Raw genomic sequence first — 12,577 nt, forward strand, 5'->3', positions numbered from 1 at the left:
ACGATGTCCGAGCTGGATGGCTCCAGCATCCTGCTCACCGGCGGGACCGGTTCGTTCGGCAAGGCGTTCATCACCTACGCCCTCGCCGAGCTGAACCCGCGACGGCTGGTCGTGCTCTCTCGCGACGAGCTCAAGCAGTACGAAGCGCGCCAGCAGTTCGACAACGATCCGCGGCTGCGCTGGTTCATCGGCGACATCCGGGACCGCCGCCGCCTCGAGCGCGCGATGCACGGCGTCGATTACGTGGTGCACGCCGCCGCGCTCAAGCAGGTCGACACGGGTGAGTACAACCCGTTCGAATTCGTGCAGACCAACGTCGTCGGCTCGCAGCACGTCATCGAGGCCGCGATCGACACGGGGGTGAAGAAGGTCGTCGCGCTGTCGACGGACAAGGCGTCCAGCCCGATCAACCTCTACGGCGCCACGAAGCTGTGCGCCGACCGGATGTTCATCAGCGCGAACCACTACGCCGCGACGCATCCGACCAGGTTCTCCGTGGTCCGCTACGGCAACGTCATGGGTTCACGCGGCAGCGTGATCCCGTTCTTCCGCGCGCTCGCGGCCAAGGGTGAGTCGCTGCCGATCACGCACAAGGAGATGACCCGCTTCTGGATCACGCTCCCGCAGGCCGTGCAGTTCGTGATCGATTCCTTCGACCAGATGAACGGCGGCGAGCTGTACGTGCCGCGCATCCCGAGCATGCGGCTGGTCGATCTCGCGCAGGCGATCGCGCCCGGTTCGCCGATGCACGAGGTCGGCATCCGCCCCGGTGAGAAACTGCACGAAGAGATGATCGCCCCCGACGACGCCCGCCGGACGGTGCGATTGCGCGACCGGTACGTCGTGCAGCCGCATATCGCGGGCTGGGGTTACGAGCCACCGACGGGCGGCGAGGCCGTGGCGGAGAACTTCGCCTATCGCTCGGACACCAACGACCTGTGGCTCGGCGCGGACGAGCTGCGTGACCTGGTCGAACAGTATGGCTGACTTTCTCCCCTACGGTCGTCAATCCGTTTCGGACGAGGACATCGCCGCCGTCACCGAGGTGCTGCGCGGCGACTGGCTGACCACCGGGCCCGCCGTCGCGCGCTTCGAAGAAGACCTCGCGAAGCACACCGGCGGCACGCCCGCCGTGGCCGTCACCTCGGGCACGGCCGCGCTGCACGTCGCGTACGCGGCCGCCGGGATCGGCCCCGGCGACGAGGTCGTCACCTCGCCGATGACCTTCGTCGCCACGGCCGCGACGGCCGCGCTGCTCGGCGGCAAGGTCGTTTTCGCCGACGTCGAGGCGGACACCGGCAACCTCGCCCCGGCGGCCGCGTCGGCCGCCGTCACCTCACGGACCAAGGTCGTCGCGGCCGTGGACTACGCCGGCCACCCGGCGGAACTGGACGAACTCGGCCGCATCGCCCGCGACAACGGCGCGCTGCTGCTGGAGGACGCCGCGCATTCCGTCGGCGGGAGCTGGCAGGGCAGGCCGGTCGGCTCGCTCGCCGACCTCACCACGTTCTCCTTCTTCCCCACCAAGAACCTCACCACGGCCGAGGGCGGCGCGGTGGTCGCGGGTTCGAACGAACTGCTGGCGCGTGCCCGGGGTTTCCGCAATCACGGCCTGGTGCGGGACAAGTCCGCGCAGCGCTATCCGGACGAAGGCGCGTGGCACCAAGAGGTGCACGAGTTCGGCCTCAACTACCGGCTGCCGGATGTGTTGTGCGCCTTGGGAAGCAGCCAGCTTCGCAGGCTCGCCGAGTTCAAGAGGCGCCGCGCCGAGATCCACGCGCGCTACACCGCCGCACTGTCCTCTGTGGACGGCGTGCTGACACCGGCGGTGCGCGAAGGCGCGGACCCGGTGTGGCACCTGTATCCACTGCGAGTACTCGAAGGACGCCGTCGCGCACTGTTCGATCACTTGCGGGACAAGGGAATCGGCGTGCAGGTCAACTACATCCCCGCGTACTGGCACCCGGTGTTCGAGGATCTCGGGTACCAGCGCGGAATGTGCCCGAACGCGGAGCTGTACTACAGCCAGGAACTCTCGCTGCCGCTGTTCCCCGCGTTGACCGACGCCGACGTGGACCGCGTCATCGACGAGGTCCACGGCTTCTTCCGTTAGATCAGGCTCCAGGTGAGCGCGGTGCCCTTCGGGACATCGGCCGAGAAGGTGCGGCCGAGTACGTTCACGATCTCGGCGGGCGCCAGCCCACCGGCCGGCCGGATCGAGCGGACGTTCTCCCTCGTCACCGTGTCCCCGGCACGCACGTCTTCGACGACGTACAGGGAACGCCGCAGCCGCAGGCCTTCCTTCTCGCTCTCGCGCGGCCCGATCACCGCCGCGCCCAGCGCTTCCCAGGCGCGGTGCGATTCGGTGACCAGCGCGGCCAGCTCGGCGGGTTCCAGGGAGAACTCCGAGTCGACACCGCCGTCGCTCCTGGCCAGCGTCACGTGCTTTTCGATGGCGACGGCGCCGAGCGCGACGGCCGCCAGCGGGGCGCCGATACCGGGCGTGTGGTCGGACAGGCCGACAAGTGTCCCGGTCACGCCCGCCAGGACGGGCAGACCGCGCAGGTTGCTCTCGGTGGGCGACGCCGGGTAGCTGGCGGTACAGCCGAGCACGATCAGCTGGTCGTTGCCCGCCTCGCGCGCCGTCCGGACCGCCGCGTCGATCTCGGCGACGCTGGCCATCCCGGTCGAGATGATCAGCGGCTTGCCCGTCTTCGCGCACAGTTCGATCAGCGGCAGGTCGACGATCTCCGACGACGCGATCTTGTACGCGGGCGCGTCCAGCGACTCCAGCAGCTCGACGGCGGTCGGATCGAACGGGCTGGAGAAGATCTCGAGACCTCGGGCGCGGGCACGCTCGAACAGCGGCCCGTGCCATTCCCACGGCGTGTGGGCGCGCTCGTAGAGCTTGTAGAGGTTCTCGCCGCCCCACAGCGAATGCGAGTCGCTGACCCGGAACGCGGGGGTGTCGACGTCGATGGTGATCGTGTCGGGCCGGTAGGTCTGGAGTTTGACCGCTTGCGCGCCGGTTTCGGCGATCGCGTCGACGATTTCCAGCGCCCGGCCGAGTTCACCGTTGTGGTTACCGGACATTTCGGCGATGACGAACGGCGGATGCCCGGCCCCGATGCGGTGCGCGCCGATCCGGACTTCCTGTGCTGACATGGGCGAAACGCCTCCCTGACGACGGTCTGGTCAGGACACAGTCTTACGCAGCTTCCGGAAACCGTCGACGGCAGGCGCGGCCTCGGCGTACCCGGCCCGCTCGAAGAGCGCGGCCGACGCCGCGTTGTCCTGATGCACGGCCGCCACCACCACCCGCACCCGGTGACCAGCGGTGAAGGCCCGCTCACCTTCCGCCAGCACCGAGGTCGACAGGCCGCGGCCCCGGCTTTCCGGCGCGAGAGTGATGCTGACCTCCCAGACACCGTCGCCCTCGCGATCGAACCGGACGGTGCCGACCGGCACGCCGTCGAGTTCGACGACGTACAGCACCCTGTCCGGCGACGCCAGCACCCCGCGCAGCCAGGCGGAATGCTCGTCGAGCGTGATCACGCCGGTGGAACGGGACGACTGACGGGTCCGAGGATCGTTCCGCCAGTGCAGCAGCAACGCGGCGTCGGCCTCCGTGGCCTCGCGAGCCAGCACGGGCCTACTGAGCCTGTTCGATGGTTTCGCGCTGGCGGTCTTCGATCCGGCGCAGCCGGTCCTCGTACCGGGAGATGCCGGCGAGCCGCACGCGGATCTGGGCGTGCTGGCGCTGGATCTCCTGGATCAGGCTGCGCGCCTCCGCCAGTTCGGGCTTGTCGGCGTGCACCGGCAGCGACAGCGACTCGCGCAGGTCCTCCAGCTGGGCCTCCTGGGCCGCGACGCTCGGGATCAGGCGGTCCAGCTCGGCACGGGTCCAGCGCAGGTCGCCGCGGGCGTGCTCAAGGCCGCTCTCGGCGCCGTCGAGGCGACGGCGGTGGTCCGCGGTGGCGTGTTCGAGGTCGTTGACGCGCCCGTTGAGGTCGCGGAGCCGCTCGTCGATCCGGAAGTCGATGAGCCGGGCGATCCGGGCGATCACGCCGCTGCGGAGTTTCTGCACTGCCATAGGTGGTTCCTTCTCGGAGTGGGCTGGCTGTGGTTCAGCGCAGGAGTTCGGTTTCGCCGGTCTTCGTCCACGAGTCCAGCAGCCTGCCCTCGGCGGCGATCTGGTGCTCGGGGCCGACGATGCAGGAATCGCCCGCGGCGTGCTCCCAGTGTGTCTGGTTCGGGTCGTCGATGAACGAGAACCCGGACAGGATCAGGTTGGCGTGCGGGAACGACGTGCGCGCGATCCAGGCGGCCAGTGTCCCGGTGGTCGACCACAGGCCCTGTTCGCGGCTCGGCAGGCCGAGCGCGTCCGAAAGCGGTAGGACGACTTCGCGGTTCGGCACCGGCACGTAACCGAGGTCACCGGGCCACCAGCCGGGGATGTCTTCGGGCTCCCAGTGCATCCGCCCCGGCTCGACAAGCAGGTAGAGCCGCTTCCGGTAGTCACGGAAGACGTGCTTGGTGGCACGGACGGCGCGGTTGAACACGACGACGTGCACCCGGCTGCCGACGGTCTCGGGGCCACCCGGCTCATCGACGACGAAGCCGTTGACGCGGATCACGAGGTCACAGGCATCGATGGCCTTGGCCCGCCGGGGGTCCGGTGGAAGCGGCTGATTCCCGACCACGGCCACCGAACGGGGCTCCGGCCGGTCGGCGTAAGCGGCGACCAGATTGACCATCAGGCTCGCGTCGCCGAGTGCGGCAGTCATGAGGGCAGAAAATACCAGCACACGCACCGCGTTCGGGTGCGAATCCGACCGTAGCTTTCCGTGGTCGGGGCGGGGCGGCCCAGGCATCACCGGCTCCATCGGTACCCTCGTTCCCGTGCATGCCACCAGCACGGTTCACGCCGCCGACGGTGCTGCGCCGACCTCGGTTCCGCCGATTTCGGACAGCAAGACCTTTTCGCGCGCGTTCGCCGATATCAAGACCGGTTTCGCCGCCAGAGAGCTGTGGGGACACCTCGGCTGGCAGGACATCAAACAGCGCTATCGCCGCTCGGTGATCGGCCCGTTCTGGATCACGATCAGCCAGGGTGTCATCGCGCTGGGCCTCGGGCTCCTGTACTCACAGTTGTTCGGCATGCCGACGTCGACGTTCCTGCCCTACATCAGCACGGGCTTCATCATCTGGGGCTTCATCAGCGGCTGCCTGTCCGAGGGAATGGAGACCTTCATCTCCAACGAGGGGCTGATCAAACAGCTCCCGGCGCCACTCTCCGTCTACGTGCTGCGCACGGTCTGGCGCCAGACCCTGATGCTGATGCACAACCTGATCGTCTACGTGATCGTCATCGCGATCTTCTTCACCTCGCTCAACCACCAGTATTCGTTGAACACCGGCAACTGCAATGAGGGCTTCTCCGGCATCTGCCACCCCGGCATCGGCTGGTACTCGCTCAGCGCGATCCCCGGCTTCTTCATGCTCGCCTTGAACGCCGGCTGGGTCACGCTGCTGCTGGGCATCATCTCGACCCGCTACCGGGACATCCCGCAGGTGATCAGCTCGGTCATCCAGCTGCTGTTCTACCTCACGCCGATCGTGTGGCCGATCGACCAGCTGCTGGCGGGCGGCGCGCGTGCCTCCACCTCGTGGGCCCTGCCGTTCGTCCACGGCAACCCGTTGTTCCACTTCATCCAGATCGTGCGCGCACCACTGATCGGGCAGGAAGTCAGCATCAACAGCTGGTACGTGGTGCTCGGCATCACCGTCGTCGGCTGGGTCCTCGCGCTGGTCGCGATGCGCAATTACCGTTCCCGCGTCTCTTATTGGGTGTGACAGATGGTCAGCATTGATGTGCACAACGCCTACGTCGACTTCCCCATTTTCGACGCGAAGACCCGCTCCATGAAGAAAAAGGTGCTGGGCAAGGTCGGCGGCAAGATCGGCACCGAGACCAAGGTCCCGATCATCGAAGCCCTGCACGATGTGACGCTCCAGCTGCGAGAGGGCGACCGGGTCGGCCTCGTCGGCCACAACGGCGCCGGCAAGTCGACGCTGCTGCGGCTGCTGTCCGGCATCTACGAGCCCACCCGCGGTTCGGCGAAGATCACCGGCAAGATCGCGCCGGTCTTCGACCTCGGCATCGGTATGGACCCGGAGATCTCCGGGCTGGAGAACATCCTCATCCGCGGCCTGTTCCTCGGGATGACCGCGAAGCAGATGGAAGCCCGCGTCGACGACATCGCGGAGTTCACCGAACTCGGCGACTACCTGCAGATGCCGCTGCGGACCTACTCGACCGGTATGCGGGTGCGCCTGGCGCTGGGCGTGGTCACCTCGATCGACCCGGAGATCCTGATCCTCGACGAGGGTATCGGCGCGGTCGACGCGGCGTTCCTCAACAAGGCCAAGGACCGGTTGAAGGCGCTGGTGAAGCGCTCGGGCATCCTGGTGTTCGCCAGCCACTCGGACGAGTTCCTCTTCGAACTCTGCGACTCCGCCATCTGGATGGACGAGGGACACGTGAAGCAGCGCGGTTCGCTGCGCGACGTGCTCACCGGCTACAAGGGGCGCGACCCGTTCGAGAACATGAGCAAGGAAACGCTGGAGCGATTCGGCCTCGAGACCGAGCCGGTGGCGACGACGAACGGTGGCCAAGGATGACCAGCGAGACCCGGCAGTTGCCCGAAGGCGCCGTGGTCGGCGTCGTCGTCACGCGCCATCGGCGGGAACTGCTCGCGGACTCGCTCAAGGTGATCGCCGCGCAGACGCGCCAGGTCGACCACCTCGTCGTGGTCGACAACGGGCCGGACAAGTCGGCGCGGGACATCGTCGAGAACTACCCGCTTCCGGTCACGTACCTGCCCTCGCACCGGAACCTCGGCGGCGCGGGCGGGTTCGCGCTCGGCATGCTGCACGCGCTCTCGCTGGGCGCGGACTGGGTCTGGCTGGCCGACGACGACGGCCGTCCCGCCGACGAGAACGTCCTCGCGATCCTGCTGGACGAGGCCGAGAAGCGGGATCTGGCCGAGATCTCCCCCGTGGTCACCAACATCGACTCGCCGGACAAGCTCGCGTTCCCGTTGCGGCGCGGGCTGACCTGGAAGCGTTCGTCGTCGGAACTGGGCACCGACTTCCTGCCGGGGATCGCCTCGCTGATGAACGGCGCGTTGTTCCGCGCGTCCACTTTGGACGTCGTCGGCGTGCCGGATCTGCGGCTGTTCTTCCGCGGCGACGAGGTCGAACTGCACCGGCGCCTGGTGCGTTCCGGGCTGCCGTTCGGCACCTCGCTCAAGACCGCGTACCTGCACCCGGACGGCTCGGACGAGTTCAAGCCGATGCTGGGCGGCCGGTTCCACGCGCAGGACCCGGAGAACGAGGTCAAGCGCTACTACACCTACCGCAACCGCGGGTACCTGCTGTCCCAGCCGGGTATGCGCAAGATCGGTGCGCTCGAAGTGGTGCGTTTCGGCCTGTACTTCATCGGTGTGAAGCGGGACCCGAAGGCCTTCCTGCAGTGGCTCAAGCTCGTGCGGCAGGGCCGCAAGGAGAAGTTCTACCGCTATTGAGAAAAGGGGCCCCTCGCTCGCGCGAGGGGCCCCTTTTCGTTCGTCTGCTACTCGCCGATGACCGGCGGAGCGGTACGCATGTCGGTCCCGAAGACCTCGTCCGGGTCGCCCTCGACGAGGTACGTCGGACGCTGGTGCTCGGTGTCCTCGTCCCCGTCCGCGTGCTGACCGCGTCCGCCCATGCCGCCGCCCATACCCGGTGCGCCGCGACCGGCGGCGCCACCGCCGAGACCGCCCATACCGCGGCCTGCCGCCGCTTCGGCGGCACCGATGCCGCCGGGGCGGGCCGCGCCGGACGCGGAGCCCGAGCCAGGGGTGGACCCGCCCGCGCCGCTGCCGGGACCGAATCCGCTTCCGCCGCCACCACGGCCGCTTCGGCTGTTGTACTCCGAGTCGCCCATGCCGCCGCCCATCATGGGCGCCATCGGCATGGGGCTCATCGGCATCGCGGTGTTGTTGTTGGGGCCGGGGGTGCTGATCGGCGCCGGCGTGTTCTGGAAGCCGGACGGCGTCGTCCCCGACGGGAGGCTGCCGGAGCCCGTGCTGCTGCCGGGGCCCGGCAGGTTCGGCGGGGTGTAGCCGCCGCCACCGCCGCCTCCACCACCGCCGCCGCTACCCCCGCCGCCGGTGCCGGGCGGGATGTAGGTGTTGCCGGGGTTGCTGGAGCCGGGGTTGCTGGAACCGGGCGGTACTTGGTAGATGTCGCTCCGGTCGCCGGTTCCGCCGCCACCCGCACCGAACTTCGGCGGTTCGGCGAAGGCCGGCTGCTTCGACGCGGCCTCGTACAGGGCCTTGTCATAGTTGTGCATGGCGGAGGCCGCCTCGGTGTGCGCCTCCTGGCTGTCCTTCTGCTTCTGGATGGACTTGTCGATGTTCTCGCCGAGGTTGAACGGGTTCGACGTCATCCACCCCCCGACCTCTTCCTTCCAGCTGAAGGGGATCGGTTTGGGCATCGTGTTCTTCACGGTGGAAGCCGCGGTGCCCTGGTCGTAGATCGTCTCGGAGGCGAGTTTCGCGTTCTGGGAGTTCGTCTCGGACCATTTGCTGAGGCTCTTGAAGTAGCCCTGCGCGTTGCCCGCCGCGTCGCCTTCCCAGGTGCCCTGCGACGAGGTGACCGCCTGGTCCATGGTCTTCGAGAAGGTTTCGAAAGCCTTGGACAGGTCGTGGTACGCCGTGGAGACCTGGGTGACCTGCTCGACGTTCAGGTCCGTGTTGACGAACTGTTCGAGCTTCTGGTGGTCGTAGCCCTGGTAGTCCGCGTTCGACGGCTCCAGGCCCTCGACGTACTGGACGTCGCCGTTCCTGGTCAGCTGGTCGACGTTCTTGTCGCCGACCTCCTGTGACTGCTGGTTGGCCTTCCCGGAGGCGATGAACCGATTGACCGCGCCGAACAGCCAGCCGTCACTGGGGTCGACGCCCTCCTGTGCCTTCTGCTGGTAGTACGCGTCGCGAGCCGCCGGCGAAAGGTCGGAGACCTGCTGCTCGGTCAGGTTCGGTGTCTTGGTGGTCATCCTGGTTCCCCCTTAGCCCTTCGGAAGCTTCGGTTCGACGATGTCGGCGACCTTCTCGGCGATCCCGCAGGCCTTTTCGGCGTCTTCGGCCGCGACCAGGAGATCGACCCGCGCGGCCGGGCCGAGTTCGAGCGCCATCAGGCACCCTCCCGGGGGCCTTGGCGCGAGGACCGCCTTGCGGCCGTTGACGTTGCCGGTGGTCTTGCCGTTGCCGGAGTCGCTCACCGTGTCGAGACCCTGTGTGTCACGGACGCCGACACCGATCGAGAGGGTCTCCGAGACCGTCGCGGCCTCCTTGTTCAGCGTGCAGAGCCGGGCTCCGCCCGCGTTCTCGTTCGTCGGCGGCTTGAAGGTCCCGTAGGACGCCAGGTCCGTCGCGCTGACGAGCGAACACGGGTCGATCGACGCGGTGTCCCCGCCGGACGTGGGCGCGGCACTGGAAGCGCTCGACTGCGCCGGAGGAGCCGACGGCGCGGGACTGGCGCTGCCCGGCTTTTCGCTGGAGCACGCGGCCAGTGCCAGGGCGGCCGCGGCGAGCGGCAGCACGCAGAGTTTCTTCATCGTCCCTCAGGCCTGAATCTTCTTGGTGGCGTCGATCGCGCGGTCTTCGACGTCCTTGTACAGTCCGGCGGCCCTGGCCAGCGCCTCGTCGGCGTCCTTGACCACCTGCTCGAACTGCCCGATGATCGCGTTCGCGGAGTTCGCGGACTGGGCCGCGCCCTTGTGGTCGTGGGCGGCGACCGCCTTGCCGTACGGGTGACCGCCCAGCTGCGGGGCCTCGTTTAGCGCCATGGTCTTGGTCTTCAGCGCCTTGAGCTCTTCCGACATGTTCGCGAGCGCTTCACGCAGCGGCTTGACACCTTCGGCGGTGATCTTGAAGCCGCCGCTCTTGGCGGCCGAGACCAGCTTCTGGGTCTCGGCGCTCACCTTGGCGATCGCGGCCTGGTTCAGGCCACCCGCCTCCACGTACTTGGCCGCCGCTCCCATGGCGGAGCCGATCGAGAAGTCCGGTGCCGCCTGTCCGCCGTCCGCTTCGAAAGCCATCGCCCGCCCCACTGCATCGTCTGCTCGCCCGTGCGTTCCGCCCGGAAGTCTACTAGCCGGGCACTCAGCGCAACGGTGATTCTCCGATCACCGGAGATCCCGCCGGAACTGTGACGAAACGGGCGTCACACCGGTTCCCGAAGTTCAGAACTGCCCTTCGAGCTGGGCGTACAGCTGCTGCGCGATCCTCGCGTTGTCCGCGGGAGCGTAGGTCAGCCAGCTTTGCCCGTCGGTCGCCTGGCGCGAAGTCATCATGAATCGGCCCGCCTCGGTGTCGAACCACGCCAACGGCGGGAAGACCTGCCCGCCGCGGATGAACACGCTGAACTGGCCCACTCGCTTCATCGGCTTCTCGAAGATCCGTTCCACCTGCCGCTGCTGCGGGTTCGATCCGTGGGACCGGGGCCCGCTGACCTGCGCGAAGGGGTCATACGCGTCGTCGTTCCGGGGGCGCTTCGGCGCGCTCACCGGCTTCGCGATGGTGACCGACTGGCCGGGACCCGCCGGAGTGAGGGGCAGGAGGTCGACGATCGACGCGACGATCGCGGTCGGCCGGGTCTCCTCGAACACGAGCAGGTTCTCGTCCTGGCGCACGAGGACCGCGAACTGCCCGTTCGTCGCCGCCCGCGCGAACAGCTGCTTGTCGTTGTCCATCTGCGCGACCGCCCAGACCGCGAGCTGCGGGGTGGCGAACGTGGCCAGCGCGAGTTCGACGTCGGCGTCGAGCCTGCCGCCGCGCATCATGCCGCGGCCTTCGAGGTCGCGGAAGACGGCCTCGCGCACCATCGCCCGCTGATCGGTCGTCGTGCCGATGTGCGGGACCTCGAACGGGACGGGCGCCGGACCGAACCGGCCGTGCTCGAGCAGGATGTCCACCGCCGCCAGCGACAACGAGAACGAATGCGGCATCGCCATTTCCCCCCGCGGGTGTCTTGTTCGTCGGGATGAACGTAGTCCACCCACCCGATACGCCCGCAGCGAACCCGCTTGCCCGGCCGTGATCACGGCTGGTGCCATGGATTCATGGCAGACCAGAAACCCGCGCTCGTCCTCCATCTCGTCGCCGGTGGCGAGCCGCTGCTCTTCGCGCTCACGGCGGAAGAAACCGAACGGCTGACCAAGGATCTCTCGCATTTCGTCCGCACCGGTTCGGTGCAGACGATCCGGACGAGGGACGACTCCGAGGTCGCGATCAACTTCTCCCATGTCGCCGCCGCCTACATCGACGACCTGAACCGCAAGACCCGGGTGTTCGGCCTCCACTAGGCCGTGTCCTAGTCCCGGGAGAAGAGCTCCAGCAGACCGGATTTGATCTCCGGGCGGCTGGCGGCGACCAGCAGGAAGGTGGCTTCCCGGACGAGCCGCTGGGGGTGTCGTCCGACGAGTACCGACGTGCTGCCGTTGGCCGCGACCAGCGCGCCCGCGGCCCGGAACGCGAGCTCCGCGCCCGCCGCCCTGGCCGCGGGCAGCGACGGCGGATCGGCGAGCGCCGCGTCGAGCCTGCCGCGGACGACGTCGATCTCGGCCCGGATCCCGGCGGCGACGTCGGCCTTCCCGAGGTCCTCGATGAGCCGCGCGGCGCGGGCGGCGAGGCCGAGGGGCGCGCAGCCGTTGAGGCGGGAGGCGAAGGTGTTGCCCGCGACGAAGTCCGCGTGCGGGGTCTTCCCGTAGACGCGTTCGTCGGCGAGGAAGTAGCGGGTGAAGCCGAGGTGCACGGTGGAGGTGCCCTGCGCCGCGACGAGGTCGAGCGGCCGGACCTCCAGTTGCTCCCCCGCGACCGGATCGATGATCGCGCTGACGACGGTGTCGCCGTCGCGGGCGCTGAGCTGGAGCACGTCGATGATGCCCCAGCCGCTGACGAAGGGTGCCTCGCCGTCGAGGAGGTAGCCACCGTCGACGCGTTCCGCGCGCAGCCTGGGCGGCGTCGGGATCACCGCGGCGAACGCGGCGCCCGCCTTGAGCTCCCCGCTGATCAGCGACGGGAGGTGGCGATCGCGCAGTTCGGTGTCGTCGGCGCCGGTCAGTGCCGCGACCAGGCCGTGGTGCTGGAGCCAGGTGAACGTCGTGGTGAGACAGCCGCCCGCCAGTGTCTCGAGGATCTGGACGATCTCCGGCAGGCCGGCGCCTGGACCGCCGGCTTCCTGGGGCGCCGCGAGGCCGTAAAAGCCTTCGGCCGCGAGCGCGTCGAAGTGACTTGAAGGCACTTCGCCCTTGAGGTCGACTTCGGTGGCTGAGGGGAAGAAGAGATCATCGGCGAGGGCGTGGGCTCGGGCGACCAGATCCGTCATGCGAGTAAGGCTACCCTTACTTGACCTTTCGTGGTTCTAGCGCTGCTAGGAAAGCTAGCGTTACTAAAGGTCCCTTGCTCCCTTTTCGGGGCGGCGGGCGCGGCGCGCGACGGGTTGCGAAAGCCACTTTCGCAACCTTCAACGT

Annotated in this window: 15 protein-coding genes; 6 read left to right on the plus strand and 9 right to left on the minus strand. The window is 68.3% G+C overall.

All coding sequences use genetic code 11. The features are described from left to right. Positions 1-3 precede the first annotated feature (3 nt). Together pseB and ACFVM3_RS28270 are read left to right on the plus strand one after the other, a co-directional pair. On the plus strand, positions 4-987 hold the full coding sequence (gene pseB / locus ACFVM3_RS28265) for a UDP-N-acetylglucosamine 4,6-dehydratase (inverting) (protein WP_378443009.1): 984 nt from the start codon (positions 4-6) through the stop codon (positions 985-987). Beyond that, positions 980-2,113, plus strand: a complete 1,134-nt coding sequence (locus ACFVM3_RS28270) for a DegT/DnrJ/EryC1/StrS family aminotransferase (protein WP_378443010.1) — start codon at positions 980-982, stop codon at positions 2,111-2,113. The genes pseB and ACFVM3_RS28270 overlap by 8 nt, the downstream gene beginning before the upstream one ends. Here the strand turns inward: ACFVM3_RS28270 and pseI are convergent. Genes pseI through ACFVM3_RS28290 form a run of 4 tightly spaced genes read right to left on the minus strand, consistent with a single transcriptional unit; the run spans position 2,110 to position 4,757 of the window. Further along, a complete protein-coding gene (gene pseI, locus ACFVM3_RS28275; protein WP_378443011.1) occupies positions 2,110-3,165 on the minus strand; it encodes a pseudaminic acid synthase in 1,056 nt (351 codons plus the stop codon). The genes ACFVM3_RS28270 and pseI overlap by 4 nt on opposite strands. A 30-nt stretch (positions 3,166-3,195) precedes the next feature. After that, positions 3,196-3,648, minus strand: coding sequence for a GNAT family N-acetyltransferase (locus tag ACFVM3_RS28280; RefSeq protein WP_378443012.1), 453 nt, complete (start codon positions 3,646-3,648; stop codon positions 3,196-3,198). A 4-nt stretch (positions 3,649-3,652) separates the two neighbouring features. After that, positions 3,653-4,093, minus strand: coding sequence for a hypothetical protein (locus ACFVM3_RS28285; RefSeq protein WP_378443013.1), 441 nt, complete (start codon positions 4,091-4,093; stop codon positions 3,653-3,655). A gap of 34 nt (positions 4,094-4,127) precedes the next feature. Continuing rightward, on the minus strand, positions 4,128-4,757 hold the full coding sequence (locus tag ACFVM3_RS28290; RefSeq protein WP_378443025.1) for a hypothetical protein: 630 nt from the start codon (positions 4,755-4,757) through the stop codon (positions 4,128-4,130). Between the two features lie 145 nt (positions 4,758-4,902). On the opposite strand from ACFVM3_RS28290, the gene ACFVM3_RS28295 reads away from it, so the two are divergent. From ACFVM3_RS28295 to ACFVM3_RS28305, 3 genes are read left to right on the plus strand one after another with little or no spacing between them, the layout of a single operon-like run. Next, complete coding sequence (locus ACFVM3_RS28295) at positions 4,903-5,856, plus strand: ABC transporter permease (RefSeq protein WP_378443014.1); 954 nt, start codon at positions 4,903-4,905, stop codon at positions 5,854-5,856. 3 nt (positions 5,857-5,859) lie between these two features. Further along, positions 5,860-6,684, plus strand: a complete 825-nt coding sequence (locus ACFVM3_RS28300) for an ABC transporter ATP-binding protein (RefSeq protein WP_378443015.1) — start codon at positions 5,860-5,862, stop codon at positions 6,682-6,684. After that, complete coding sequence (locus tag ACFVM3_RS28305) at positions 6,681-7,589, plus strand: glycosyltransferase (RefSeq protein WP_378443016.1); 909 nt, start codon at positions 6,681-6,683, stop codon at positions 7,587-7,589. Before ACFVM3_RS28300 ends, ACFVM3_RS28305 begins: the two co-directional genes overlap by 4 nt. Positions 7,590-7,636: 47 nt before the next feature. Here ACFVM3_RS28305 and ACFVM3_RS28310 read toward each other — a convergent pair whose 3' ends face one another. The 4 genes from ACFVM3_RS28310 to ACFVM3_RS28325 form a co-directional block, all read right to left on the minus strand. Continuing rightward, the gene (locus tag ACFVM3_RS28310; RefSeq protein ID WP_378443017.1) at positions 7,637-9,100 is read right to left on the minus strand and encodes a hypothetical protein; all 1,464 of its coding nucleotides are present in this window, start codon (positions 9,098-9,100) and stop codon (positions 7,637-7,639) included. A 12-nt stretch (positions 9,101-9,112) separates the two neighbouring features. Continuing rightward, positions 9,113-9,661 carry a DUF3558 family protein gene (locus ACFVM3_RS28315; RefSeq protein WP_378443018.1) on the minus strand — a complete coding sequence of 183 codons (549 nt, stop codon included), beginning with the start codon at positions 9,659-9,661 and terminating at the stop codon, positions 9,113-9,115. Positions 9,662-9,667: 6 nt separating this feature from the next. Continuing rightward, positions 9,668-10,144: a hypothetical protein gene (locus ACFVM3_RS28320; RefSeq protein ID WP_257483713.1), complete on the minus strand. Its 477-nt coding sequence runs from the start codon at positions 10,142-10,144 to the stop codon at positions 9,668-9,670. A gap of 144 nt (positions 10,145-10,288) precedes the next feature. Then, positions 10,289-11,053, minus strand: coding sequence for an ESX secretion-associated protein EspG (locus tag ACFVM3_RS28325; protein ID WP_378443019.1), 765 nt, complete (start codon positions 11,051-11,053; stop codon positions 10,289-10,291). A gap of 114 nt (positions 11,054-11,167) precedes the next feature. Between ACFVM3_RS28325 and ACFVM3_RS28330 the strand changes: the two genes are divergently transcribed. Next, positions 11,168-11,410, plus strand: a complete 243-nt coding sequence (locus ACFVM3_RS28330) for a hypothetical protein (RefSeq protein ID WP_378443020.1) — start codon at positions 11,168-11,170, stop codon at positions 11,408-11,410. Positions 11,411-11,418: 8 nt separating this feature from the next. Here ACFVM3_RS28330 and ACFVM3_RS28335 read toward each other — a convergent pair whose 3' ends face one another. Continuing rightward, positions 11,419-12,432 carry an acyl-CoA dehydrogenase family protein gene (locus ACFVM3_RS28335; protein ID WP_378443021.1) on the minus strand — a complete coding sequence of 338 codons (1,014 nt, stop codon included), beginning with the start codon at positions 12,430-12,432 and terminating at the stop codon, positions 11,419-11,421. Positions 12,433-12,577 lie beyond the last annotated feature (145 nt).

This window comes from Amycolatopsis sp. NPDC057786 (assembly GCF_042797905.1).
In the GTDB taxonomy this organism is placed as follows: Bacteria; Actinomycetota; Actinomycetes; order Mycobacteriales; family Pseudonocardiaceae; genus Amycolatopsis.

Bases quoted from the DNA above. Each gene is read 5' to 3' on its own strand.
- pseB (WP_378443009.1), top strand. From the start codon at position 4: ATGTCCGAGCTGGATGGCTCCAGCATCCTGCTCACCGGCGGGACCGGT.
- ACFVM3_RS28270 (WP_378443010.1), top strand. From the start codon at position 980: ATGGCTGACTTTCTCCCCTACGGTCGTCAATCCGTTTCGGACGAGGAC.
- pseI (WP_378443011.1), bottom strand. From the start codon at position 3,165: ATGTCAGCACAGGAAGTCCGGATCGGCGCGCACCGCATCGGGGCCGGG.
- ACFVM3_RS28285 (WP_378443013.1), bottom strand. From the start codon at position 4,093: ATGGCAGTGCAGAAACTCCGCAGCGGCGTGATCGCCCGGATCGCCCGG.
- ACFVM3_RS28290 (WP_378443025.1), bottom strand. From the start codon at position 4,757: ATGGTCAATCTGGTCGCCGCTTACGCCGACCGGCCGGAGCCCCGTTCG.
- ACFVM3_RS28300 (WP_378443015.1), top strand. From the start codon at position 5,860: ATGGTCAGCATTGATGTGCACAACGCCTACGTCGACTTCCCCATTTTC.
- ACFVM3_RS28305 (WP_378443016.1), top strand. From the start codon at position 6,681: ATGACCAGCGAGACCCGGCAGTTGCCCGAAGGCGCCGTGGTCGGCGTC.
- ACFVM3_RS28310 (WP_378443017.1), bottom strand. From the start codon at position 9,100: ATGACCACCAAGACACCGAACCTGACCGAGCAGCAGGTCTCCGACCTT.
- ACFVM3_RS28315 (WP_378443018.1), bottom strand. From the start codon at position 9,661: ATGAAGAAACTCTGCGTGCTGCCGCTCGCCGCGGCCGCCCTGGCACTG.
- ACFVM3_RS28320 (WP_257483713.1), bottom strand. From the start codon at position 10,144: ATGGCTTTCGAAGCGGACGGCGGACAGGCGGCACCGGACTTCTCGATC.
- ACFVM3_RS28325 (WP_378443019.1), bottom strand. From the start codon at position 11,053: ATGCCGCATTCGTTCTCGTTGTCGCTGGCGGCGGTGGACATCCTGCTC.
- ACFVM3_RS28330 (WP_378443020.1), top strand. From the start codon at position 11,168: ATGGCAGACCAGAAACCCGCGCTCGTCCTCCATCTCGTCGCCGGTGGC.
- ACFVM3_RS28335 (WP_378443021.1), bottom strand. From the start codon at position 12,432: ATGACGGATCTGGTCGCCCGAGCCCACGCCCTCGCCGATGATCTCTTC.